General features: G+C 45.3%; 23 protein-coding genes and 2 riboswitches. Of the genes, 9 read left to right on the top strand and 14 right to left on the bottom strand.

Annotated elements, in window-relative coordinates:
* Positions 1-10: 10 nt before the first annotated feature.
* Together ACU8YC_RS05420 and ACU8YC_RS05415 are read left to right on the top strand one after the other, a co-directional pair.
* Entirely contained in the window at positions 11-2,500 is a 2,490-nt protein-coding gene (locus ACU8YC_RS05420; RefSeq protein WP_446895100.1) for a fimbrial biogenesis outer membrane usher protein, read from the top strand.
* Between the two features lie 11 nt (positions 2,501-2,511).
* Positions 2,512-3,495, top strand: a complete 984-nt coding sequence (locus ACU8YC_RS05415; RefSeq protein WP_151219801.1) for a fimbrial protein — start codon at positions 2,512-2,514, stop codon at positions 3,493-3,495.
* Between the two features lie 55 nt (positions 3,496-3,550).
* Here the strand turns inward: ACU8YC_RS05415 and ACU8YC_RS05410 are convergent, their stop codons facing one another.
* On the bottom strand, positions 3,551-3,883 hold the full coding sequence (locus tag ACU8YC_RS05410) for an RcnB family protein (protein ID WP_187253394.1): 333 nt from the start codon (positions 3,881-3,883) through the stop codon (positions 3,551-3,553).
* 204 nt (positions 3,884-4,087) lie between these two features.
* Positions 4,088-4,183: riboswitch (TPP riboswitch) on the top strand.
* 67 nt (positions 4,184-4,250) lie between these two features.
* Between ACU8YC_RS05410 and ACU8YC_RS05405 the strand changes: the two genes are divergently transcribed.
* Positions 4,251-5,552, top strand: coding sequence for a tyrosine-type recombinase/integrase (locus ACU8YC_RS05405; RefSeq protein WP_446895099.1), 1,302 nt, complete (start codon positions 4,251-4,253; stop codon positions 5,550-5,552).
* 202 nt (positions 5,553-5,754) lie between these two features.
* On the opposite strand, the gene ACU8YC_RS05400 is transcribed toward ACU8YC_RS05405, so the two are convergent.
* The gene (locus ACU8YC_RS05400; protein ID WP_446895098.1) at positions 5,755-6,747 is read right to left on the bottom strand and encodes a hypothetical protein; all 993 of its coding nucleotides are present in this window, start codon (positions 6,745-6,747) and stop codon (positions 5,755-5,757) included.
* Between the two features lie 340 nt (positions 6,748-7,087).
* Positions 7,088-7,663 (bottom strand): recombinase family protein, encoded by a 576-nt coding sequence (locus ACU8YC_RS05395; protein ID WP_061068147.1) that lies wholly within the window; start codon positions 7,661-7,663, stop codon positions 7,088-7,090.
* Positions 7,664-8,217: 554 nt separating this feature from the next.
* Between ACU8YC_RS05395 and ACU8YC_RS05390 the strand changes: the two genes are divergently transcribed.
* Both ACU8YC_RS05390 and ACU8YC_RS05385 read left to right on the top strand, forming a co-directional pair.
* Positions 8,218-9,096, top strand: a complete 879-nt coding sequence (locus ACU8YC_RS05390; RefSeq protein ID WP_446895097.1) for a retron St85 family effector protein — start codon at positions 8,218-8,220, stop codon at positions 9,094-9,096.
* A gap of 259 nt (positions 9,097-9,355) precedes the next feature.
* Complete coding sequence (locus ACU8YC_RS05385; RefSeq protein WP_446895096.1) at positions 9,356-10,285, top strand: retron St85 family RNA-directed DNA polymerase; 930 nt, start codon at positions 9,356-9,358, stop codon at positions 10,283-10,285.
* Positions 10,286-10,324: 39 nt separating this feature from the next.
* On the opposite strand, the gene ACU8YC_RS05380 is transcribed toward ACU8YC_RS05385, so the two are convergent.
* The 4 genes from ACU8YC_RS05380 to ACU8YC_RS05365 form a co-directional block, all read right to left on the bottom strand.
* Positions 10,325-10,684 (bottom strand): hypothetical protein, encoded by a 360-nt coding sequence (locus ACU8YC_RS05380; protein WP_446895095.1) that lies wholly within the window; start codon positions 10,682-10,684, stop codon positions 10,325-10,327.
* A gap of 43 nt (positions 10,685-10,727) precedes the next feature.
* Positions 10,728-11,768, bottom strand: coding sequence for a hypothetical protein (locus tag ACU8YC_RS05375; RefSeq protein WP_446895094.1), 1,041 nt, complete (start codon positions 11,766-11,768; stop codon positions 10,728-10,730).
* A gap of 992 nt (positions 11,769-12,760) precedes the next feature.
* Positions 12,761-14,200: a type III restriction endonuclease subunit R gene (locus ACU8YC_RS05370; RefSeq protein WP_446895168.1), complete on the bottom strand. Its 1,440-nt coding sequence runs from the start codon at positions 14,198-14,200 to the stop codon at positions 12,761-12,763.
* A gap of 218 nt (positions 14,201-14,418) precedes the next feature.
* Positions 14,419-14,643 carry a hypothetical protein gene (locus ACU8YC_RS05365; RefSeq protein ID WP_446895093.1) on the bottom strand — a complete coding sequence of 75 codons (225 nt, stop codon included), beginning with the start codon at positions 14,641-14,643 and terminating at the stop codon, positions 14,419-14,421.
* 424 nt (positions 14,644-15,067) lie between these two features.
* Positions 15,068-15,164: riboswitch (TPP riboswitch) on the top strand.
* Positions 15,165-15,195: 31 nt separating this feature from the next.
* On the opposite strand from ACU8YC_RS05365, the gene thiM reads away from it, so the two are divergent.
* Genes thiM through ACU8YC_RS05350 form a run of 3 tightly spaced genes read left to right on the top strand, consistent with a single transcriptional unit; the run spans position 15,196 to position 17,568 of the window.
* The gene (gene thiM, locus ACU8YC_RS05360) at positions 15,196-15,984 is read left to right on the top strand and encodes a hydroxyethylthiazole kinase (RefSeq protein WP_151224715.1); all 789 of its coding nucleotides are present in this window, start codon (positions 15,196-15,198) and stop codon (positions 15,982-15,984) included.
* Positions 15,981-16,781, top strand: coding sequence for a bifunctional hydroxymethylpyrimidine kinase/phosphomethylpyrimidine kinase (gene thiD, locus ACU8YC_RS05355; protein ID WP_187258714.1), 801 nt, complete (start codon positions 15,981-15,983; stop codon positions 16,779-16,781). Before thiM ends, thiD begins: the two co-directional genes overlap by 4 nt.
* A 40-nt stretch (positions 16,782-16,821) precedes the next feature.
* Positions 16,822-17,568 carry a GntR family transcriptional regulator gene (locus ACU8YC_RS05350; RefSeq protein ID WP_151219797.1) on the top strand — a complete coding sequence of 249 codons (747 nt, stop codon included), beginning with the start codon at positions 16,822-16,824 and terminating at the stop codon, positions 17,566-17,568.
* Here the strand turns inward: ACU8YC_RS05350 and ACU8YC_RS05345 are convergent.
* From ACU8YC_RS05345 to ACU8YC_RS05335, 3 genes are read right to left on the bottom strand one after another with little or no spacing between them, the layout of a single operon-like run.
* A complete protein-coding gene (locus ACU8YC_RS05345; RefSeq protein ID WP_151219796.1) occupies positions 17,542-18,507 on the bottom strand; it encodes a PfkB family carbohydrate kinase in 966 nt (321 codons plus the stop codon). The two genes, ACU8YC_RS05350 and ACU8YC_RS05345, sit on opposite strands and share 27 nt — an antisense overlap.
* Positions 18,504-19,508 (bottom strand): ADP-ribosylglycohydrolase family protein, encoded by a 1,005-nt coding sequence (locus tag ACU8YC_RS05340; protein ID WP_446895092.1) that lies wholly within the window; start codon positions 19,506-19,508, stop codon positions 18,504-18,506. The genes ACU8YC_RS05345 and ACU8YC_RS05340 overlap by 4 nt, the downstream gene beginning before the upstream one ends.
* Complete coding sequence (locus ACU8YC_RS05335) at positions 19,505-20,782, bottom strand: nucleoside permease (RefSeq protein WP_187253390.1); 1,278 nt, start codon at positions 20,780-20,782, stop codon at positions 19,505-19,507. Before ACU8YC_RS05335 ends, ACU8YC_RS05340 begins: the two co-directional genes overlap by 4 nt.
* 252 nt (positions 20,783-21,034) lie before the next feature.
* On the opposite strand from ACU8YC_RS05335, the gene fbaB reads away from it, so the two are divergent.
* Positions 21,035-22,087 carry a class I fructose-bisphosphate aldolase gene (fbaB, locus tag ACU8YC_RS05330; protein ID WP_016153672.1) on the top strand — a complete coding sequence of 351 codons (1,053 nt, stop codon included), beginning with the start codon at positions 21,035-21,037 and terminating at the stop codon, positions 22,085-22,087.
* Between the two features lie 22 nt (positions 22,088-22,109).
* On the opposite strand, the gene yegS is transcribed toward fbaB, so the two are convergent.
* The 4 genes from yegS to artQ all read right to left on the bottom strand — a co-directional run bounded on the left by yegS (position 22,110) and on the right by artQ (position 25,437).
* Positions 22,110-23,009 carry a lipid kinase YegS gene (yegS, locus tag ACU8YC_RS05325; RefSeq protein WP_151219794.1) on the bottom strand — a complete coding sequence of 300 codons (900 nt, stop codon included), beginning with the start codon at positions 23,007-23,009 and terminating at the stop codon, positions 22,110-22,112.
* A 131-nt stretch (positions 23,010-23,140) separates the two neighbouring features.
* The gene (artJ, locus tag ACU8YC_RS05320; protein WP_151219793.1) at positions 23,141-23,872 is read right to left on the bottom strand and encodes an arginine ABC transporter substrate-binding protein ArtJ; all 732 of its coding nucleotides are present in this window, start codon (positions 23,870-23,872) and stop codon (positions 23,141-23,143) included.
* 180 nt (positions 23,873-24,052) lie between these two features.
* Positions 24,053-24,721 carry an arginine ABC transporter permease ArtM gene (gene artM, locus ACU8YC_RS05315; protein WP_151219792.1) on the bottom strand — a complete coding sequence of 223 codons (669 nt, stop codon included), beginning with the start codon at positions 24,719-24,721 and terminating at the stop codon, positions 24,053-24,055.
* Positions 24,721-25,437 carry an arginine ABC transporter permease ArtQ gene (gene artQ, locus ACU8YC_RS05310; protein WP_016153668.1) on the bottom strand — a complete coding sequence of 239 codons (717 nt, stop codon included), beginning with the start codon at positions 25,435-25,437 and terminating at the stop codon, positions 24,721-24,723. The genes artM and artQ overlap by 1 nt, the downstream gene beginning before the upstream one ends.
* Positions 25,438-25,439 lie beyond the last annotated feature (2 nt).

The raw sequence follows: 25,439 nt of genomic DNA, 5'->3' as shown, positions 1-25,439 counted from the left end.
AGGACTGGCTATGTTAAAGATCAATTCGATTACACTGGCCATCCTGTCGGTGCTGACGGCCTCATCATCTGCATGGGCTGAAGAAGAAACCTTTGATACCCACTTTATGATCGGTGGTTTAAATGGTGAAAAAATATCCCGCTATCAAATTGATGGCGATAAGCCAATGCCCGGAATGTATGAAATGGATGTTTATGTAAATAATCATTGGCGGGGTCATTATAATATTGATATTGAATCCGATCCGGATGCGGCATGCTTATCCTGGGCGCAGTTGCAGAAAATTGGTATTCGTACTGAGGGGATTAAAGCAGATAAAACTGTAGAGTGTGTACCACTGCGCGCGGCAGTTCAGGGCGGCAGTGTCGGTTATGACATAGGGCAATTTATTCTGAATCTAAGCGTGCCGCATGCGTATGTGCTTGAACATGAGTCAGGATATATGTCGCCTGAAACCTGGGAACGCGGGGTTAACGCTTTTTATACATCTTATTACGCCAGCCAGTATTACAGTAATTATAAACACGGCGGCGATGATAAAAGTAGCTATGTGAACCTGAATAGCGGGTTGAACCTGCTTGGATGGCAGTTGCACTCAAATGCCAACTATATAAAAGGCAACGAGAACAGCGGTAATTGGAAAAGTAACACGTTATATATGGAGCGCGGTATCCCGCAAATACTTGGCACGCTACGTACCGGAGATATGTACACCGGTTCAGATATCTTTGACGCGGTACGTTTTCGCGGTGTGCGTATCTGGCGTGATATGCAAATGTTACCGAACTCAAAACAGAATTTTACCCCAGTAGTACATGGGATTGCCCAGAGCAACGCGTTGGTAACCATCGAACAAAACGGCTTTGTTATTTATCAGAAAGAAGTTCCACCAGGCCCATTTGCTATTGATGATCTGCAACTTGCTGGCGGCGGCGCGGATTTAGATGTGAGCGTGAAAGAGGCCGACGGCTCAGTATCCCATTACCTGGTGCCTTATTCATCTGTGCCGAATATGCTGCAGTCAGGCGTATCAAAATATGATTTTGCTGCCGGGCGTAGCCATATTGAGGGGGCTGGCAATCAGTATGATTTCCTACAGGGCAGTTATCAGTATGGTATGAACAATTTGCTAACGGTCTATGGCGGTACAATGCTGTCGCAGAATTATTCTTCATTTGTGCTCGGGACCGGCTGGAATACACCTATTGGCTCGGTATTGGTAGATGCCACGCGATCACATAGCGAACAGGATAATGGTGATGTTTTTGATGGTCAGAGCTATCAGGTTGCGTGGAACAAGTATGTCGCCCAGACCAGCACGCAGTTTGCGCTGGCAGCTTATCGTTATTCATCGCGGGATTATCGTAGCTTTAATGACTACGTGTGGGCGAATAATAAAAATCACTATCACCGCGATGAAAATGATGTTTATGACCTTGCGGACTACTATCAGAACGACTTTGGCCGTAAGAACAGTTTTTCTCTGAACATCAACCAGGTACTGGCTGCTGATTGGGGATTTCTGGCCGTCAGCGGTTTGTGGCGTGACTACTGGCAACGTAGTGGAACGGGTAAAGATTATCAGTTGAGTTATTCGAACACGTGGCAGCGAGTTAGCTATACCTTTGCCGTTAGCCAAACGTACGATCAGGATAATCACGAGGATAAGCGTTTTAACCTGTACATTTCCATCCCGTTTTCGTGGGGGGACGGTATTTCCGCTCCTCGGCGCGATCTGTTCGTTTCTAACTCAACAACGTTTGATGATGATGGTTATCAGTCGAATAACGCCAGCTTAAGCGGGGTGGCGGGTAATCGCGATCAATTCAGCTATGGCGCCAACCTCAGTCACCAACGACAAGAGAACGAGACAACGGCGGGCGGTAGCATGGTCTGGCGCGCGGCAATGGCGACTGTGGGCGGCAGCTACAGCCAGTCGAATAAGTATCAACAGGCCAGCGGTAATATTCAGGGCGGTGTTGTGGTGTGGTCTGACGGTGTGGCGCTGACGTCCCGGCTTTCCGATACTTTCGCCATTGTTAAAGCGCCGGGGTTACAGGGGGCGGCGGTGCAGGGACAGCGTTACTTAACGACGAACAGCAAAGGTTACGCGGTTTATGACGGCCTGACCCCGTATCGCGAAAATATGCTGATGCTGGATCTTTCTGACAGCCACAGCGATGTTGCCTTACTTGGCAACCGCAAAGGTGCGGTACCTTATCGCGGTGCGGTTGTACTGGCGGAGTATGAAACTGACAGGCGTAAACCCTGGTATTTTCTTGCCCAGCGTCCGGACGGCTCTCCGTTATCGTTTGGCTATGAGGTTGAAGATAGTGCGGGTAATAACATTGGTCTGGTCGGCCAGGGCAGTCGGTTATTTATTCGCACCAACGACATTCCTGCGTCGGTGCGCGTCGCGGTTAATAAACAGCTGGGACAATTCTGCACGATTACCTTCGATAAGGCGATTGATGAGAATGAAGTCTATATTTGCCGATAAGGATGCGAAATATGAAAGAGTATCTGTATTTACTATTTTTGCTATTGTCATCCTTTGGGGTACAGGCGGGATGTACGTTTCAGTCATTAAACGGGGGAACATCGACAATCAATCTGGATATGACATCCGGTAAGGCGACAGCAAAAGTAAATCTCAATGCCAGTGGCAATATAACATGTACTGCTAATACCGATAGTTTATATTATGCAACACCCCTCAAGGATTATATTGTTGCTATCCAGGGGAGCAGCGGTAAGAAGGTATTAATTAGTATTAATTTAACGAGTAATGATTTTCCTGTCAGTATTGGTCGAACAACTGTAAGTGCCGGTGAAACACTAAATACCAAGAATTTCACCATTACAGCAAGTTATTTGAGTTCAGGTACCGCAAAACAGACGGTATCTGGCGATGCGTTTAGTTTGAGCGATTCAGCGGTCAGTATTACTGCTGAAAATGACTGCACAGCAAACTGGTTAGCTTATCTTTTTTGTTGGGCTACAAAGCGGTTGTCGAATACTTCAACCTTTACCCAGAATATGAACTTCACTGTAACGCACAAACCAACAACCTGTCGTTTCTCAAAAACTACATATGAGATAAAAATGCCGGATACGACTCTAAAAGAAATATTAAGTGCAAACAATACTAAATCAGGTTCTACAGATCTCACACTGAGTTGCGAAGGTATCAACGGCGTCACTACCAATCCAGTCAGTTTTAAAGTTGCGCGTGGCGACTGGAATGATAGTGGGACAATATTGATAAATACTTTAACGGGTGGTGCAAAGGGCGTAGGTTTCCAGATTTACAACGGCAGTGCGACCTCGCCGTTGAAATTGGGGGATACGCTGATGAACAAAATACCTAAACTGACTGAAATCAAAAGTGGCTACACGTTCCCCATCACCGCGAAATATGTTCGCGTAACAGGAGAATCACTACAGCCTGGTGAGGTACAAAGTAAAGTGATCTTTGCGGTATCTTACGACTGATTGATTGGTGGTTATTTCACGTACTTTCTTGCTGAAAGTACGTGTTTTTATTCTATTAACGATGATAAAAAATCTCGCCGTCGTAGGCTTTAATGATCTTAGCATCGGCATCATTGACCAGCACATACGCGCCGCCCATGTAGGTCCAGTGGGTGCCTGCCGTCGGTGCGGGCAGGTTGCGCAGATTCCACTGCTTTATGGTGTATTCGTCGGTGAGATACAGTGGTGGAACCTTGTCACCGGGTTTGAAATGGGTGAAGTCAGCAATAAAGCTGCTCAGCTCATACTTATCAATTCCGGTGGGGGCAGCTTTTGTGGCCGGTGCGGCCCAGACGACACTGCTCGCAAGCAGAAGTGCGCTCAGCAACATTTTATTTTTCATACCCATCCTCTCTACTTATTCGGGTCGTCAAAATCAGTCGTGTATCATTTCTGGCTTACAGGATATCTGACAAGCACTATTTTGTGAGTACTCCAGTTATTTCGTAAAAAGTGTAAATGAAGTGCAGATATGCGGCAATGTTGGCCCGCAATTTACAACATGGCGTGCAGACAGTATCCTGTCGCTGAAACCGGTGTAACATGTTTCGGTTTCAACGACTCGGGGTGCCCTTCCTGGTGAAGGCTGAGAAATACCCGTACCACCTGATCTGGATAATGCCAGCGTAGGTTGCCAATATTCCGATTAGTATTCATGTGGTTACATTTCTTTTTGTCCGTGTGTAATGCACCTAAGGTACAAAAAGAGAGTGATCATGAGGTACAAAACTCTGCCATACACGTTTCAACGAAATGGTAATTACTATCTACAAATCCGGCTTTCAAATGGCAGGATGTATAAAAAATCACTCCTTACTGATAGCTATCACCAAGCCTCAGCTTTGATGGTTAACATCACTCCGCACATCCCATTTGTTAAATCATTAGCAACTCCGACTCCGATGTTTGACGCGTTTATCTCAAACCTGATCGTGTCAGAACGTAGGACTGTGACACTTCCGCTGCTATCCAGTCTACCGCTTGTTGTATCCCCTAAAATTGAGGAACCATCGGCACAAGTTGAACCGGAAAACGTATTAACTATCACTGATGCTTGGGCTATGTACAAAGTCGAAAAGGGGAAGAATTGGACTAAATCGATCTCAATGGCGAATGAGCGTTACATTGAAGTATTGCTTGTAGTGTTGGGGGGAAATATGGATGTAACTGCGATCACCAAACAGGACATTAGACAGGTGATGGAGGTTGTTGAGAATTTACCTAAGCGTGTTATTCAGCCGTATCGTTCGATGAATGTTCAGCAGTTGATAGATTGTGATGACGTGCCTCCTGATGAGCTTGTGGGTGTTGAGGCTATCCATAAGCATCTCAAGCTCTATAAATCCTTGTTCAAAACATTTCTCACCGATAGCAAAGATATATTACCTAAATCGCCAACTGATGGCGTAGTGGCAGCACCATCAAAAGCCAGATTTGGTGCATACAGTCCGGCGGAGATGAAGAAGATTGTAGAGTGGGCACTTAAGCAGCCGGATGGCTGGTTGAAATGGATTACGTTGTTGTTGGCACACACTGGAGCTAGGAGAGGAGAAATTGCCAAACTGGAAAAATCACAAATCAAATATGATGAGGATAGTCAACGGTATTACTTCTTGATCGCAGAAGGAGGGCAGGGGAAAACCGAAAACGCCACCAGGCAAGTGGTAATACATCCTAAGCTTATCGAATGGGGGTTTATGGATTATGTTGATCGGCAATGGAAAGAGCGGATTTTTTCAGAAGTGGCGGGTACGAACATGACTAAAATTGGCAAAGAATTTGCTAACGTGCGTGATCAGCTTGGAATTTCATACTTAGATGACTTTGGACAGCGTAGGCTTTTGCATAGCATTCGTCATTCTGTTTGCTCTACCGCAATGGCCGGATGGGTTAAGAACATCTTGCATTTGCAACAAACGGTAGGCCATGAGAAAAGTGGTGGGATTACAAAACGCTATTTGCACACGTTTCCTCTTTCCTCCATAAATTATGTGATTGATGGAATCTGTTGGGCTTAAATTACATTAATAATTCATTCTTTATATTATGCCATCATCGTTTACAGGTTGGTGGCGAAATAGTAATTTAGGTAGTATTAAAAATATCATTAACTGATGGTTGTGTTGAATAATTGATGAGGTCTGTTTATATACTTTTTTTGCTATAAAACACCTGCATACGTTAAAATGCAGGTGTTTGTTTGATTTATAAACTTTATAACTAAGCCAAAGCATTGTTTTTATATTTAATGACTTGTTGGTTTACTCTAACTGGGTGGTTATTAAACAATTTGCTAACACGCTCCTCGACTCTTTTAATTCTAAGCCTGATATGAGCATCTGATTGGACTTTAGAACCTGTAATTTTAAAAATTGATTTGACAGTTAAAAACTGCTCTTCATAGTCGTCGCAAACGAACAATAGTAAATCCAAATTCTTGGATTCGATGAATTTTTTAGTTTCATTGACGAACCTGCCGTAACGTTTCTCATAATCTATCTTTTCACGAATTTCATTAGTATAATATCTTAACTTAGGCGTCGGCAATTCAGAAATATCAATTTTTTTAAATTCCTCAACAATTCCAATCAGGAATTTAACCTTTGTGATTAAGCTAATAATCTCTCGTGTAGTACTTATAGATTTAAGAGAGGTCAATGCGTGTACTTGCCATGTGGACTTTTGATCGTCGTTCTTCGCAGGATAAAGTACATCTACATTAACTGCCCAGTTGTTAGTACGTTGCCCTGACTCAAGAAATCGCAGGACACTATTTGGCATAGTTTTATACACAACATCAACTATCTTTCTAACAGTGATTAGGTTAGCTCTTAAATTAGAAAGCTCTTCTAAAATCACATCAGCATTAATTTTATAATTTTGTAATTCGGTAACATAATCCCTTCGCTCTAATTCAGTTTTAATACGTTTCGTTTCCATACTAAATCGCATATCTGCTTTAAAGTAAGTTTTTGCACAATGCCCTCCAATGAGAGCTTCAACACCATCAACTGTAACCCCTAACCAACCAGTTTTATGATTCTTACGACAGAAACCTCTTTTAGTTTTCACTTGACAAGAAACATCCTCGTCGAGTTCATAGTAGCCAATTAGCTCCTTGAAATTCTCAGGACTAATCTCTTGTTTAGATGAGAACGATTTTCGATTTCCAATTTCAAAATATTTTGAAAAATACTCAGTTTTGTCAGACATCAACTTCTCCCTACGATGAAGAAACTGGTTGGATGAACAGCACTGAGTAAATATACAACTCAATAACCTCGGAATCAATGCTATTAATGTCCATTTAGTGCACAAATCACCAACATATAGTACCAAGGTATATATAAACATCTATATGTGGTATAGCAGATTTGAAATCCTATCTATTCTAAGTAAGAAAACGCCAAGCATCGATTAGCTGATCATAGACAAGAATATCAATCATCATACTGATTTTAAAAGAAAAATTAAATTTCATTAAACCAAGATATCGAAAGAATTCTTTTGGCACTAAACTATCGACGGCTCTTCTTCATCCTCTGCCGCTATATCAGCGTTCGAAATAGCCAGTACTGGCAAGCAGTTCTTTCTTCACGCGAAACACTGTAGCCCTGCCGCAATCACATAACTTTGCTATCTCGTCTGGTGTATTCTTCCCGGCCTGTAACATATCGATAATCTTGTTATGTAGCTCTTTGTTCTTTTGCTTGCCCTTGTACTTCTTAGCCTCTTTAGCAAGGGCAATCCCCTCATTGCGACGAGATGCGATCATACCCCGCTCAAATTCTGCAACAGCTCCCATCATGGTTAGGATAAGGCGTGATTGTGGGGAATTATCAAAACTCATAGAGTTTGCAAGGAACTGAACAGTGATCCCACGAGCCACTAGGTTATCAATCATTTCCAGCAAATCGCGGGTATTACGTGCAAGGCGATCAATCGAGTGAGTAACGAGCGTGTCACCTTCGCGGAGGTGTGAAAGCAGGTTCAACAATTCAGGTCTTTCGCTGGTGGACTTACCAGATTCTTTCTCAGTCACAATTTTGTCACAAACAGGTTCCAGCACTGCCAACTGACGCTCAAGATTTTGATCCTTTGTTGAGACTCTCGCGTAACCAAAAATCATTTTCCTGCCCTCACTTGCGTGAAAAGTATCATTTGAATTTACTTAATGATACAGTATCATTTAAATTCATTCAACATCTAAATGATACTAAACGAGACGAGAAAAGCGAGTATCGTTAGGGAGTACCCAAAAGAGATTTTTGATCGTGCGTTCTTTAGTCAATATAGGGTTAGTGAAAAGTTCAGTACTGAGTACTGAGTACTGAGTACTGAGTTCTGAGTACACAGCATTTGGTCGGCGGGGTTGAACCTGATCAGACGAGCGAGATTTTAAATCGTGCAGAAAAATTCTAACTGTACTTTTATCTGAGTAAACGATCCCTTTAGATTTTTTGCCAAAAATCGGGAGGCCTGGCTTTTAATTATTTTGCGACCTAAAGGCCAGTAATTCTAATGTAATAACACAACAGCAATGAAAAGCATAACCTATTGATATATTGATGGTTTTGTAATATTTTAAAATGTTACTGCGTTAAGAGATTTCTGATGCAGTTACACTTTTTTTATAATAAGATATGGGGTTACATACGAGGAGTGCCATTGTTAGGAACAAACATGAAACTTCCCAAAGATAGCATTATCAACAAGTTTCCAGACCTACATATCCACCAAACTATTGATGAAATTAGAAATCTATTGATTAATGGATTTGATGATTCCCAAAAAACAATCTTCTTGTGTGGGAAAGATAAATCTGACAAAAAAAGCCTTCGATATAAATTCTCAACCTTTCTTTCTCAAGAGAAAGGTATCACTCTCACTTATCCAGAGGATTTGTTTGAAGACCTCCTCGAAGGTCAGGGAAAGAACAGTTTGCTATCGCTAGAAACTCAACTTGCAAACTCTGTTGATCTGATAGTTCTTATACCTGAAAGCCCTGGGTCTTTCGCTGAACTAGGTGCCTTTTCCATGGATAAAACCCTAGCAAGCAAAATGCTTGTGATGAGAATGGGGGAATTCAAATCAGGGAAAAGCTTTATAAATCATTGGCCTATACGTTTAGTAAGAACCTATGGTGGAGAAATATATGATATCCCAAAAAACTTCGATGAAAAGAACCCCGAACATGTAAAATTAGCACTTGGAAAAATTAAGGAAACTCTTCCTAGTGGCAGAAAGAAGAAAAAGTTGGACAATATCTTATTATATTCAAAACACGTCCTTCTTTTAATCTATCTATTTGATGATTTAAATTTACGATCAGTGTACAAAACTATGGAACTGATTATGGAGAGAAAATTTGACACTCGGGATAATGTTGCTTGTAAAGCTGCAACACATTCTCTCATAAGGGCAGGAATGATTAATCAGCAAGAGGGATTATTTACTATCACTAAAGCTGGTTATGATTCAATAATAAATAGTTTTCACATGAAATCATCACTTTCTGAATTAAGAGCAAATATTATGAATAAACAATATGCTAGACACTGATTAAGATTCATCATAAAATTTTCGTGTGTGCTAGTTTTTAAGCTGGTGACTTAACTAGTTCGTTAGTTAGGTTCACAGAGGATGGAGAGTCTCTCCGTTCCCGCATTACATCACAGAGATAGCTTGATGATCGAGTCCCCCAACTCCCGCCCACCGTGACTTGGGGGACTCGTACATCAAGCCTTGCAGCTTTAGCCGTTAAAAACTAGCACACACTTTTCAAAGCAAAATAATGCACCTTTACAATGATGAAACGAAAATGAATGCTCATCAAGGAAAGTACACACAGCAACTTTTATCCCTTCCAATTCTTGAGAATGTAGATGATTTATCTCAATTCATCAGACTTCCGAAAGAAGTAATTTCAAAATTTAGCTTTAATAATCATAGATACTACCACCGTATTGAAATGGAAAAAAAATCTGGTGGTATCCGTTACATAGAAAGTCCTGTAAAAGAATTAAAAGCAATACAACGTTGGGTACTCAGATGTATTTTAGATAAATTATCACCTTCAGTTTACGCCAAAGGTTTTGTACGAAAAAAATCGATACTTGATAATGTAAAACCTCATGAAGGAAATCAATATATACTGAATCTCGATTTTCAAAACTTCTTTACCAATGTACAGGCATCTCACGTATATACTTTATTTAAAAACATTGGTTACAATAACAAGATAGCATTTATTCTAACATCATTTTGCACTAAAGAAGGGTATTTACCCCAAGGTGCTCCAACGTCACCTGCCCTATCTAACCTCGTTTGCTTAAGGCTTGATCATCGCCTATCTACGTATTGTAAAAAACGTGCATTGACATATACACGGTATGCTGATGATCTTTGTATATCTGGTAACAAAATACTAATCTTGCAAAAGGCATCTTATTTAATAAAAGAAATAATTAATGATGAAGGTTTCCCCATAAACTCAAAAAAAGAAAAACTCTTGGGCCCGAGAGTTCGAAGAGAAATTACAGGGTTAACCGTCACGCCTAAAATCACGATTAGTAAAAAAGATTATTGTGTCTATAGAAAAAGAATTTACGATTTAGTACGAAATGAAGTTTCAAATAAACATGAAATCATACGAGGTATATTATCATTTGTTAAAAGCATCGATAGAAATAAAGAAATTAAACTTTCTGCATTCTACCATAAACAGCTATCTGTCATTGGTGAAAATTAGCATTAACTGAGGCCAAATTAATGGCCTCTAAAATCACATTCAAATAAAGCGGTCAAGTACCATGTACGCTGGCTGACACATGCTGCCCCGCTCCTGTAGCCAGTAGTAATCAAGATCGGCAACACGCACGTCCAATCCAGAATCTACACGGTTGATCTGTAACCGTAGCCCTACAGTATCCTTGTACGATAAACTAGATTTAACATTGTATTTGTACTTAACACCGTTTTCCTGCTCAAACTGTTTAAGGAAAGGCGTCATTTGTTTCTGAATTTCTTTCAAACAAATAACCTCATTATCAATAGCAAAGGGGGTTTCTGTTTTTCCATCAGGTACAGCAGCCTGTAAATGAAAGGAAGTACTCAACAATAACAGCATTGCAACAGAAGTCTTTTTCACTTTAATTCCTTATTAAAGAACAGTACATTATATTTCAATGGTCTTAATAACAAGATTTTATATTTCCTTCGGGTTTTCTCATGCATTTAATACCTTTAGGAATATAATCAGTTACGGGAGCAGGTCTGGCATCAGGTCTTGAAAGACGATTGGGTATAGAAGACAACAGACTGAAAACACACTCATTAAATGATTTTTGATATTTATTTTTTTCATAAAAGTACTGCATGGTGATTTTATCTCTTTCGTATTGCAATTCTTTGCCAAGCTGAATCCTATCCATATCAACACCATTTCTCATAGCATTAAATCTTTCGTTCAATAAATTAAATTGAGATTTATTCCATTCATTTAAAGGAAATAAAGAATTGTTAAGCCTTTGCCTACAATTAGATTGCTCGATAGCTGACATGTATTCTTTCATACTAACGCCAATATCTAAGTATGTGCGTTGTCCTACAGTTCTATCAACTGAGTTATTGGGGTAGGATTTAATTTCAGTAAGTATTGACTCTGTTAATACTGAATTTTCTTCTAAATCTCTGCTAATCGTTTTTTTAGCTTGTTCTCTTTTATCCTCATCAAATATTGAAATGTATTTCTTTACTATATCCTGATTAGCTTTCTCGGCTGCTACTAACGCATCTTGAACCTTCTTTTCCGCCGCTTTAACTCGTTGTTCTTCTACAAATTTCGCATAGTCATCAGTATTTGTAATGTGATTTTCACGAGCGATAGAAAACTCTTTACTATCTTTAAAACCAAGTTTTTGTGCTCTGGCTCCATCGCTTGAAGATCGGGCAGAACTTGCCACGAATGCAAGCACAATGATCACTACAGGAACCGTATAATTATTAACGAGTTTATAGGGTAAGTACTTCGCTTTAAGCGTACCAGAACCCAAAACAGCCCAGCCTATCGCGGCAGTACTTGCCAGTAGCTGACACACTCCAGCGACCATAAGCATTATCACTGACCAAAAGTCATTACCGACTGCGAAAAGATCACCAAATTTATCCATTGACGCAAGGAATAAAAACACTCCCCAAATGCCATAAATTCCTATTTTTAAATATTTACTCACCGCAATTATCCTTTAATAATTTTCCAAATCGATGGTTCGTTCTATTTGTATTATCGACAATAATTCGTTTGCCTTTAGGTAGATCCCTTAAAAAGAAATCCCCCCAAAATTTATAGATTAGCAGTTGTACCACTCTCACCGTTTTGTCACTCCCATTATCTTCTCTCAGGCCAAAAGTACGGACTTAAAACCGTCCGTGTTCAGATGTTCAAGAGTAGCACGCACATCAACGCATGATCGATTATAACGATCAATTATTGAGTTATCGATCGTTATAATCTATCAAAAACTATTAATTCAATACAAATCAATAGGTAAAATCGATCAAGCGGATTCGCCATCCATGAAAGGGGTTATGTAGCTGATTTCAATACAGGGAGTACTGACGATTCCATCTCGCAAACGCACTTAAAGCGTCGCTACGACGTTTTGTAGGGTTTTGGACATTCATGTGTGTCAGTAATGAACATCGCATTCAGAGGCTTCCTGTGCGTTTTGTCCGAAACACCATCATGAAGGGGGACAGCTCGGATCGGGGTCGCTTCGCTCTGGTCAGTACTGACAGGGCTTTTACAGTAGCTGAAACAGCAGATACCCCACTAAGTACTCAAAGGAATTATTAGTACAATAAGTAATTAAATAACAATCAGTTATGTACTTACTGACAGAACAAAAAACGCGATTGGTTCGCTCTGCCAGTGACTGAAAGGAACGAAGCAGTAGAACCGAATCCAGCGAACAGTACACGCAAAGCGGGTGCTGTTTAAATGTTTTATCTATATAAACAATGGGATAACTATCAAGCACTCACTGCGTGAGCACTCTCACTAACTACCCGAAACAGTTCGCTTGCTTCGCCGCTCCTGCTTTCAGGTAGTTAATTCGCTTTTGCTCGTTGTGATGTCGGAAATTTATTACCTATAGATATTATAAGGTATTATTTTTCAGACATTTATTGGTTTTATGATGGTGTTTCTGACAGGGAAGCAGAGCTATTTCTCTTTCTTTTTTGCTGCTTTTTCGTACTTCTCGTACATAGCTGCCCTTTCCTCAGTACTGAGATCTGCGTTGGTAGAACTGGTAAGAAACGCCCTGAACGCTTCTAACTCAAGTCCTGGGTTGTTGTCTTTCCAGCGTCTGAAACGTGTTGCTTTAGTGTCATCAAGAGTGAAACGCTTTTCCTTGTTCATTGAGCCTTGCGGTCTGCCTCTCTGCCCTTGTTCGTCATCATCAATACCGAGATCTATGTACTCAATATTGTCTGTAAGAGATCTGGCTTGCCATTCATCAAAAACATAAACAGTCTGTGTTTCAGTACTGTCAAAATCCCTTGAAATTCCTCGTAGTACGAACTGGTGTAAACTTTCGTACTCCCTTGCGATGTGTATCGCCTCGCCGTCAATCTCAAAGAACAATTCACACTGTTTAGCTTCTGTTTCAGAGGGACGCATACAGGCCAACCAAACGCACGTATCAAGGTGCCTGTACTGGTTAAATCCTCTGGCATCCGGGCTTATCTCTGTGCCGTTCTTAAGGCTCTGAGAATCGCTTTTGTTCTTAGTCCAGTAGAAATCCTGTCCCTCAAGTTTTTCATCAATATATGAGTATATTCTTTGTACTTTATCAGGGTTGTTAGTTTTCCATGTCCTTGATAGTTTGTGATTTTTTGAAAAGTAATAAACCTTTAACCTGTCTTCGAGAGCTGTTTTTCGTGTTAATAATCCTTCAAGTTCAGTACGTTCAAAGAGTTCTTTATTGCCTTTATAGATCAGTGAGTTTTCGAAATTAGCACCAAGAAAGGTAATTGATATATATTTGTACTTATTGAGATCTTTCCATGCTGTGATATTAAGCTGTTCCTTTTCCGCATCGGTAAAGTACTCATTATTCATTATAAAAAGATCATTATCATTCAATGCTGAAAGTTTATTTAAAATGTTCTTTACTATATCGCCCTTTACTTCTGGATTTCTTTCGGCCGCAATATACATATTTTTATCATCTAATGACTGTACTTTGTAGATTAAATCATTACGGATAAAATCTTTTATTTTAGCACTACTTTCATTTATGTTCTGAAAAGAGTGAAAATTAGTAACGTCGTCAATATAAATATTCCAGTTAGCTAACAATTCACGAGGGATTTTGAAAAATGTTTTATCTGTTATGATTAATGTTTTATTACTTCCAGATGAAAGAAATTCAATGACTGAACTAATAACACTTTCATCTTTTTGTACCGTATCAGTAATAATATACTCGCAATTATTGATTTGTTTTGCCGTCTGCTTAATAAGCTCTTGAGTGTTCTGTACTAAAATATATTTTTCAGTACTATTATTGATATTCTCACATAATTGATATGTTTTACCAGAGCCACAAGGGGCGTCGATATACTTAAACTTGTTATAAATAGGTGTAGAATTAATCATTTGTACACGCTCCATATTGATTAATGTAGAAAGGTCAGCCATTCCAGTGTCTGGCCTTTCGTTGTTTTAGTTATTAGTGTTTTTGAGTTGCGACAACTGAAAAAGAATGTTTAAAAACAAGTGAAATAAGCAGTTTTACCGCCTCAAAAACTACAGTCAGTATCGTAATTACTTTCGAAAGCATCGTAAATTTCACTTTGCTATCTTCTATGCAAAAATTAGCTGGCTGAGGTATTTAATGATTGAGATGTGACCTGTTGATAAGAGGGTTTGTATTGCTTGTTCTGCTCTTTGTTAATTTGAAACTTATTCCTTTCACAATGATCGGCTATGTTTGATAACTCTGTTAGGAAATCACCTGTGGCTACCATATAATCATGTTCATCTTCTAATTCTTTAAATTTTAATAGAGAAATCTCTTCATAATATTCTTTCATTTTCATATAAATCACCTTGTATTTTTTTTTGTTGTTAACATAGAGTTTTTTTCTGCACTACACATTGTAGCACATAGAATTAATTCGTTTCATTTTCTGTCAATGAAATAGAGTAAAGATAAGTGCTTTTATAAATCACTTATCACATCCGTTGCCTTGCTATATATAAAAAGTTCTCCAAACTATACTGGTTTATATTTTCCCCATCAGATACAGTTGTTTTTAAACATTACAATGTTGGATTCTTGGTTCCAAATAAATCGAGCAACTATTAGTGTTTCAAAATGAAGTTGGGAGCTATTCCTTAATTGGTATGAGGTACAAAATGGGGTACTCGGTGGGGTACAGCGTGTATAAGTGACGTCACCACCGGTAAACTTGCATCGGCGAGCAACTTAACCTAAGCTGACAAAAATTAAGAGAAATGTAACCAAACGACTCGGGGTGCCCTTCCTGGTGAAGGCTGAGAAATACCCGTACCACCTGATCTGGATAATGCCAGCGTAGGGAAGTCTGACACTGCTCGTGTCCCTTCTTCGCGCGGGCAGGAGCTGAACCATGCAGCCTGACCTGCACTGCCGCGCGCTTGCGGCCCACACCTTACATCAATTTAGAACGCTTTCCCCACTCACACACTGTATGACCAACGAGGTTGTGCAAAGCTTTACGGCCAATACGTTACTCGCACTTGGCGCATCACCAGCGATGGTGATCGAACCTGAAGAAGCCAGCCAGTTTGCGGCTATCGCCAGTGCGCTGCTAATTAACGTGGGTACGCTGACCGAGAGCCGCGCCATTGCCATGCGCGCGGCGGTCGAACAGGCGCTGCGGGCTAATACTCCCTGGACGCTCGATCCCGTTGCCGTAGGCGCACTGGCGTTTCGTCGTCGCTTCTGTCTGGATTTACTGGCGCTACAGCCCGCCGCTATTCGCGGTAATGCCTCGGAAATCCTTGCGCTGGCGGGGATGAACGGTGGAGGGCGCGGTGTAGACACGACTGATACACCAGCGGTAGCCCTCCCGGCTGCGCAGGCGCTGGCGCGTCAGGTTGGGACCGTTGTCGTGGTTACCGGCGAAGTTGACTACGTTACCGATGGTCAGCGTACCGTCTGCGTGAACGGCGGTGACCCGTTGATGACCCGAGTGGTGGGTACCGGATGTGCGCTGTCGGCGGTTGTTGCGGCCAGTTGTGCTTTGCGTGGTGACAGACTTGATAACGTCGCTTCAGCCTGCAGCTGGATGAAACAGGCCGGACAAATAGCTACAGAACAATCAACCGGACCGGGAAGTTTTGTTCCGGCATTTATCGACGCCCTCTATAACCTGACCGCCCAGGAGCAAGCATGAAACGGATTAACGCATTAACGATCGCAGGAACCGATCCAAGCGGTGGCGCAGGTATTCAGGCCGATTTAAAAACCTTCTCGGCGCTTGGCGCTTACGGCTGCTCGGTTATTACCGCGTTGGTGGCACAAAATACGCGCGGGGTGCAGTCGGTGTATCGCATTGAACCTGACTTTGTTGCTGCACAACTGGACTCGGTGTTTAGTGATGTACGTATCGACACAACCAAAATTGGTATGCTGGCGGAGACTGATATTGTTGAAGCGGTTGCCGAACGTTTGCGTCGTCATCGAGTGCGAAATGTGGTGCTGGATACGGTGATGCTGGCGAAAAGCGGCGATCCGCTGTTATCTCCTTCTGCGGTAGAAACGCTGCGTACCCGTTTGCTGCCACAGGTCTCGATTATCACACCAAATTTACCCGAAGCCGCGGCACTTCTCGGGGCATCGCATGCGCAAACTGAGCAGGAGATGTTAGAGCAGGGAAGGGCGCTACGGGCGCTGGGCTGTGAGGCGGTGTTAATGAAAGGGGGACATCTCGATGATGTGCAAAGCCCGGACTGGCTCTTTACCCGTGAGGGTGAACAGCGTTTTACCGCGCCAAGGGTGATGACCAAAAATACTCATGGCACCGGTTGTACGCTCTCGGCGGCGCTGGCGGCGCTGCGCCCACGTCATGATAACTGGGCAGAAACAGTACAGGAGGCAAAGCTGTGGCTTTCAGCTGCGCTGGCGCAAGCCGACACCCTGGAAGTTGGCGAGGGAATAGGTCCGGTACATCATTTCCACGCGTGGTGGTAATCGGTATACTGGCTGCAGAAACGGCTGCAGGAAAAGATAAATGGAACAAGCGCATACCCAGCTTATCGCGCAACTGAATGAGCGCATTTCAGCGGCTGATAACACACCGCTGTATCTGAAGTTTGCCCAAACGGTGAAAAACGCTGTGCGCAGCGGGGTTCTGGAGCATGGGAATATCCTGCCGGGCGAGCGCGATCTCAGTCAGTTGACCGGCGTTTCGCGAATTACGGTGCGTAAGGCGATGCAGGCCCTGGAAGAAGAAGGCGTAGTGACGCGTGCCCGTGGTTATGGGACACAGATCAACAACATTTTCGAGTATTCGCTCAAAGAGGCGCGTGGTTTTTCCCAGCAGGTGGTGTTGCGCGGTAAAAAACCAGATACGTTGTGGGTCAACAAGCGCATTGTGCCCTGCCCGGAAGAGGTGGCCCAGCATCTGGCGGTTGCCGTAGGGAGTGACGTCTTTCTGCTCAAGCGCATTCGCTATGTAGATGAAGACGCGGTTTCTATTGAAGAATCATGGGTTCCTGTCCATCTAATCCATGATGTCGATGCCATCGGCGTTTCACTGTATGACTATTTTCGCAGCCAGCATATCTTCCCGCAGCGCACGCGCTCACGCGTCAGCGCCCGAATGCCTGACGCAGAGTTCCAGGCACATATCCAAATGGACAGCAAAGTGCCGGTACTGGTGATCAAGCAGGTAGCGCTTGACCAACAGCAACGGCCCATTGAATACAGCATCAGCTACTGTCGAAGCGATCTATACGTCTTTGTGTGCGAGGAGTAGCGCCTCGCGCGAGGGTGCGCAATCGCCGCCGCGATGCCCGACTACCCAGGACGCTACCGCGTTACCCAGCAGTACGGCTTCCGCCAGCGTCCAGCCAGATGCCAGCCCGGCCAGCATGCCGCCAGCATGGCTGTCACCTGCACCAATGGTATCAACAACCGTCGTCGCAAATGCCGGTACGCAACCGGATGTCTGCGCGCTGAAATACCACGCACCGTCTTTATCGTGACGGACCACCACCGGCGCGGCGAAACGTCGTACCCACTCTGCGCCAAAACCTTCTACATCCTGACTCAATGCAAACCGCTCGGCGGCAATCTCCGCCTCCTGACGATTGAGTGATACCAGCGGGCGGCAGGCCATAATGCGGGTCATCAAGGCCTCGGAAATGTCACCTATACGTGGTCCAAAATCGATAAATGGCATCACTTCATCCAGACCTTCCAGCCACTGCACCAGCAGTTCACCGCATCCAGAGGCTAACTGATAGCCCGAAAGATAAACCAGGCTGTGGCGAGGGATATCAAGCTGCGCCAGCCAGTCTGCATTCCATTGATTCTCAACGCCGCTAAAGGACATAAAGGTACGTTCACCATCAGGCTCCACTAGTGCCAGGCACCAGCCGTTATCGCCTTCAGCATTGTCGATTAAACTTTGCAGTCCCTCTTTTGCCATCCGGTTGCGGATAATATCGGCCCATACCCCCTGACCCAGCGGTAACGCATTACTGGCGTCGATACCTAAACGTTTGAGCGCTACGGCAATATTGAGCGCACAGCCGCCAACGTTCACCCCTTGCTGTTTGAGTTCAATGTCACATCCGCGCCAGGGAAGGGCATACGCATCGGCAATGACATCAATCACCGCCGCGCCTACCACCGTCACCGGCCGCTGTGTGCGTAACTGTGGGAGAAGTTGTTGCAGACGCGTGGTGCTCATAGCGCCTCCCGTTGCTCGCGCAGTCGCAGTAATCCGCTGGCGTAGCGCATAAAGTCCAGCTGATTTACCGCATCGAGCTCATGTTTCAAGACCGGGTTAATCGCGTTTATGCCGTGCAGCGCGCCACAAATGGCGGTTGCCATCGCCCCGATGGTGTCAGTATCGCCCCCCAGATTCGCACACAGAATGGCGCAGCGGTTGGGATCGGTCTGCGCCAGTTCGACCATGGCGATGGCGCAAGGCACGGATTCAATGGTGCTGGTTCCGGCTCCCACCACCTGATACAGCTGCTCGCAGGCGGACTCAATGCCGTCGGCATTACGGACGATTTTCAGTGCCAGCTCAAGGCGTGCCGAGAGCGAGGCGCTAAAGGTGGTGATCCTTTTTTGCTGGGCATGCCGGGCAATGGCAGGCAGCGCGTCGACAATCTCTGACCATTTTTCGCCATCAATGGCGCGTGATACCGCCCATGCGACCACGACCGCACCGGCCACCGCCAGATCCGATTTATGCGTCGGGCTGGAGGCCAATGCTACATCATCAATAAACGCATCAAGACAGCGGGCGGGCAGCAGGCAACCCAGCGGTGAAACGCGCATTGCCGCCCCGTTGGTCACACCATTATTCTCCAGTTCGGCGACAAGTTTGCCGTCGCGAATGGCTTTGAGTGCAATTTTTGAGGTCGGGCCGAGCACGTTTTTATTAAAGGCATCAAAACGCTCTGCCCAGGCCAGAATATTGCGGCCAATAACATCGGGTACAATCTCTCCATCGCACTCAAGCAGGGCATCTGCCAGGCACAGTGCCATAGACGTATCATCAGTAAACTCTGCCTGGTTAAAGTAGCAGGCGGCATTATTTTCAGCCGGACCAGGCAAAAAAATGTCGATCCAACCGAAATGGGCTTTAACCCGGGTTCTTGGCCACAGTTCCGATGGCATGCCCATCGCATCCCCTAACGCCTGCCCATAAAGAGCTCCGAGAATACGTTCTGCTTTCATTTTACTTCCCCTTGTTTCAATGCTACATCGCGATCATCCACCGTAATGGCGGTGATTTCTCCATCTGATTCGCGAAAGAAAATCATAAACAGCACGGCAATAATGGCGATCATGATCGCGCCAAATCCCCACATGCCGGCCCAGTTAAAGGTAAGACCATTAACTGGCTCCTTGTAAGCAAACATTTTTTCCATCATTACGCCGCCCAGACGGTATCCGAGCAGGCTGCCGAATCCCTGACAGCAGAGGGTGATAAGCCCTTGCGCTGCGGTGCGCATATGTACCGGCGCTTTTTTGTCGACATAGATGTAGGCCGTGACATAGTAGAAGTCGTAACTGACGCCATGAAGCAGAATGCCGAGAAATAGCAGGGCATAAGTGAAATATTCTTCCGCGCCGCCGTAAACGAAAAATCCGTAGCGGATAGCCGCAGTAATAAGACCAAGCAGCAATACCTTTTTAATGCCAAAACGTTTGGTGAAAAACGGCAGCGCCAGCATAAAGAAGATTTCAGAGAATTGGCCCAGTGTCATCCAACCGGTGGCGTTTTTCATCCCGACTTCCGTCAGGTAACCGTTGGCGAAGATGTAATAGAACGCCAGCGGCATCGCAAACAGGAAAGAGCAAAAGAAAAAGACGAGGAAGTTCTTATCCCGCAGCAGGATCAGCGCATCCAGACCCAACATGACTTTGAAATCCATTTTGCCGGTGCTTTTCGGCGGCGTATCCGGCAAAAAGAACGCAAAGACGCCCAACAGTGCTGAGCTTCCGGCAGTAATAAGCAGAGGAATATTGGTGGGTGAGATGTCGCTATAGCCAAGCATTTGCGGTAAGAAACCGCAGGCTAAACCTGAAGCAATCCAGCCAATGGTGCCCATCACGCGGATACGCGGGAAATCACGTTCAACGTCCGGGACGTTGGCAAAAGCAATGCTGTTGGTCAGCGCAATCGTCGGCATATAGGTCAGCGAATAGGCAAGTAACAGCGGGAAAAAACCGGCGAAGGTGGTTTGTTGTGCGGCGAAGTACATCAAAACAGCGCCGACGAACATCAACACCGCAAGGACTTTTTGTGCGGAGAAAAAACGGTCAGTGACAGAGCCGACCAGGATGGGTGACAGGATCGCGGCTATCGCGGTACAGGCGTAAGACCAGCCGATCTCCCCGGCGCTAAAGCCACTTTTACTCAGCCATAGCCACAGCGGTACAAACCAGGCGCCCCAGATAAACCACTCTACAAACATCATGAACGACAGCTTAACTGTAGTTTTCATCTTTAAATCCTTCATGACAGGTAAGGTACTCATTGATAGTACCATTTGATAATACCTTTAAAATACCTTTGTGGTCTAAATTTGACCGCCTTAACATTATTTCCTCCTGAATCGAGCCAGCAGAAGTTGCTGAAAAGTGCGCTAAAGATGGAAAAAAAGGGCAGTCGGTACCAAGCTTATTGCTGCCCGCAACAAAGCGGGTCAGGACAATCCACATTCCGGTTTCAAATCGGAAATTACGGGAGCATAGCTATGACTGATATTGCGCAGTTGCTTGGCAAAGACGCCGACAACCTTTTACAGCATCGTTGTATGACCATTCCTTCTGACCAACTTTACCTGCCCGGACATGATTACGTCGATCGCGTGATGGTGGATAACAACCGTCCGCCAGCCGTGCTGCGTAATATGCAGACGCTGTATAACACGGGGCGACTGGCCGGGACAGGTTATCTGTCGATTCTACCGGTGGACCAGGGCGTGGAGCACTCCGCTGGGGCATCATTTGCGGCTAACCCGCTGTACTTTGATCCGAAGAATATTGTGGAGCTGGCTATTGAAGCAGGGTGTAACTGTGTGGCGTCGACCTATGGCGTGCTGGCTTCTGTTTCCCGTCGCTACGCGCACCGCATTCCGTTCCTCGTGAAGATTAACCACAACGAAACGCTGAGCTACCCTAATACGTTCGATCAGACGCTGTATGCCAGCGTAGAACAGGCGTTCAATATGGGCGCGGTAGCGGTAGGGGCAACCATCTATTTCGGTTCAGAAGAGTCCCGTCGTCAGATTGAGGAGATTTCTGCCGCGTTCGAGCGTGCTCATGAGCTGGGGATGGTCACCGTACTGTGGGCGTACCTGCGTAACTCAGCGTTTAAGAAAGACGGCGTGGATTACCATGTTTCTGCCGATCTCACCGGGCAGGCTAACCATCTGGCGGCCACTATTGGGGCGGATATTGTTAAGCAGAAAATGGCGGAAAACAACGGCGGGTATAAAGCGGTTAACTTTGGCTACACCGACGATCGCGTCTACAGTAAGCTGACCAGCGACAACCCAATTGACCTGGTGCGTTATCAACTGGCGAACTGCTATATGGGGCGTGCCGGGTTGATTAACTCCGGCGGCGCGGCTGGCGGCGAAACCGATCTCAGTGATGCGGTACGTACGGCAGTGATTAACAAACGAGCAGGCGGCATGGGGCTGATTCTTGGACGCAAAGCATTCAAGAAAACCATGGCCGACGGCGTTAAGCTGATTAACGCCGTGCAGGATGTTTATCTGGACAGCAAAGTCACTATCGCCTGATTCCAGCCGGGATGTTGTCGTGTTAGCGCAACAGTGGACAACCCGGCGGCAGTCTGCAACGTAACGCCGCGGGCAGGATTTCAATATGAAACTCCTGTCCGCTGAGCGGTTCGCCATCGAGATTAAAGGTAATTTCGTGTGGGGCGCGGATATCAAACCATGATGATGCGCCCTCGATGATGTTAGGGTTGTCTTCGGATTGTGTTAACGCCGAAAGCAGCCCTGGCAACAGTTCTTCGCCGGTAAAAATGCGCAGTTGCAGCAGACCATCGTTGATCAGCGCCGTCGGGCAAAGCTGTTGCCCACCACCAGCCTGACGACCATTACCGATACCAATCACCAGCGCCTTACCCTGCCAGTGAAAATCTTCTCCACGAATATCGCAGACGTCGGGTTTGAGCGTATCCATGCGCATTAATCCGTGGATAAAGTATGATACGCCACCCAACGCAGCCTTGAGTTTTTCTGGTGTCTCGGTAGTGATGCGTGTGCCGAAGCCGCCGGTCGCCATGTTGATAAAACAGGTTTTATCATTGACCTGCACCATATCGATCGCCGTCGCATTTGCGGCGATAGCCAGCTTTAATGCCTTATCAATGTCGTCGGGTATACCTACGCTGGTGGCAAAGTCATTTGCCGTTCCCAACGGTAAAATACCCAGCGCCGGTATATTGCCGCCCTGCGACTGGATAAGCGCCGTCGAGACTTCGTTTATTGTGCCGTCGCCGCCGCCGGCAATCACCGTTTCAACGCCCAACTGACGAGCTTCATCAACGTAGCGTTGGGCGTCACCTTTTTCCCAGGTAACGCGAACATGGATTTCCACGCCCTCATCACGCAACTGTGTAATAGCGTTACGCAGGGGAAGATTATCAGCACTTTTTCCATTGAGGATCAGTAAACTGGCAGGGAATGCTATCATCCTTTTGCCTCACTTTTTTTCGTTTTAACAAGTGTATGCCAGGAATGCATTTATGGCGTAAGAACTGACTGAAAGCGCAGGCGAAGAGATAAAAAAAGCCGCAGAGAGCGGCTTTTCAGATTGGGCAGACGTTACTGGGGGAACCACTGATCGCTGATTTTCTGGTAGGTGCCGTCCGCTTTGATGGCCGCCAGCGCGCTGTTTAGTTTTTCCAGCAGGGCTTTGTTATCCGGGCGAACCGCGATGCCAAGGCCTGTTCCGAAGTATTGTGGGTCGGTCACTTTGTCAGTGGCTACGCCTAACTGCGGATTGGTTTTCAGCCACTCGTTAACCACGGCGGTATCGCCAAATACGCCATCAATACGACCATTTTTCAGGTCGATAATCGCATTCTGATAGCTATCGTAGGCCACGGTTTTCACCTCAGGATGCTTGTCCTGCAGGTATTTCTGGTGTGTGGTGCCGTTTTCCATACCGATGCGTTTACCTTTCAGGTCGGCAAAGGTTTTATAGGTGTCTTTTTTCGCAATCACCAGCGCGGAGTTGGCATAGTAAGGCTGAGTAAATGCAACCTGCTTGCTACGCTCAGGCGTAATATCCATTCCGGAAATTACCGCATCATATTTCTTAAATTTCAGCGCGGGAATCAGGCTGTCGAAAGCGTGATTGGTGAAAGTACAGTCAGCCTGCATTTGTTTGCACAGCGCCGTTGCCAGGTCGATGTCAAAACCGACAATTTTATTGCTGGCGTCCAGCGACTCAAATGGCGGGTAAGTCGCTGATACACCGAAATTAATTTTATCAGCAGCTGAGGCGCCAGCGGCGAAAGTAGCAAGTAATGCAGCCAGTACTAACTTTTTCATGGTGGAACTCCCGTCTGTCTATCTTATGATTATTTACCGTGTCTGCGGCGTGGGCTAACAATGCCATTTAATGAATTTATATGCAATAAAAATGATTAAATATTTTTATTGGCGTAAAAAAAGACGGGCTGTTTTGAGACTTGCCCGTCTTGTGTTTTTAGGTTTATGCAGTTATTTCGCTTAATTACGATGTTCAAAGGCCAGTGCTTTACGTTCAATTAAGCGCATCATCAGCGTCAGCAAGCCGTTAACGATCAGATAAATCACGCCAGCCGCGCCGAAAACCATCACGTCATAAGTACGACCGTACAGCAGCTGGCTATAGCCCATCACTTCCATCAGCGTGATGGTGTATGCCAGTGAAGTACTTTTAAACACCAGCACCACTTCGTTGGAATACGAAGATAGGGCGCGTTTAAAGGCGTACGGCAGCAGAATCGCCAGCGTATCCTTCTTGCTCATCCCCAACGCACTGCAGGATTGCCACTGGCCTTCCGGGATTGCACGGATAGCGCCATAGAACAGCTGGGTGGTATAGGCCGCACTGTTTAACGACAGGGCAATTAAAGCGCACAGCCACGGTTCAGAGAGCAGATGCCATAGAACCGGATACTCCTGCAACGTCGGAAACTGCCCTGGCCCGTAGTAGATCAGGAATATTTGCACCAGCAGCGGTGTACCGGTAAACAACGTGATATAGGCGCGAACCAGCCAGACCACGATCGGCGTCTTAAGCGTCAGGATGACAGTGAAAATCAGCGCCAGCACCAGAGCAACTACGATGGAGGCGACCGTCAGCGTCAGACTGGTATGCAGCCCTTTCAACAATTCAGGTAAATACTCAAGCATCAGCCCGGTCTCCGCTCAAAACGTGTCGCGCGCAGGTCAATGCGTTTGAGAATGTACTGACTCACCAGCGTAATCACCAGGTAAATAGCCGCCGCCACAATGTACCAGGTAAATGGCTCCTGGGTACGCGTGGCGATACTCTTGGTTTGCAGCATCAGATCGTTGACGCTGATAAGGCTGACCAGCGCAGTATCTTTGAGCAATACCAGCCACTGGTTTCCCAGTCCCGGCAGCGCGTGACGCCACATCTGCGGCATCACCAGACGAAAGAAGATCGCAGCTTTAGACAAACCTAACGCCTGACCTGACTCCCATTGCCCGAGTGGTACGGCCTTGAGCGCGCCACGCAGCGTTTGCGACGCGTAAGCGGCATACAGCAATGACAGTGCAATGACACCGCACAGGAATGGACTGACGTCGAAGTTTTCGATCTGCATCTGCACCGGGATTTGTACAAAACCGAGATTGATCGTAAAGCCATCGGCCAGCGTCAGCAGCAGCTGTGAGGAGCCGAAATAGATAAACAGGACCACCAGAATTTCCGGCAGACCGCGCAGGATGGTGACCAGGGCAGAACCCGTCCATGCCACCGGGCGCCATTTTACTGACTCCCAGACGGCAAAAAACATGGCGAGCGCGAGGCCGATGATCAGCGCACAAACGGCAAGGCCGACGGTCATCCCGGCGGCGCTTGCTAAAGGAAAAAATTCATTCATCA

Source organism: Citrobacter sp. VF227, from assembly GCF_052950715.1.
The sequence above is the reverse complement of the archived record's forward strand: the minus strand, read 5'-3'. Positions and strand labels throughout refer to the sequence as shown.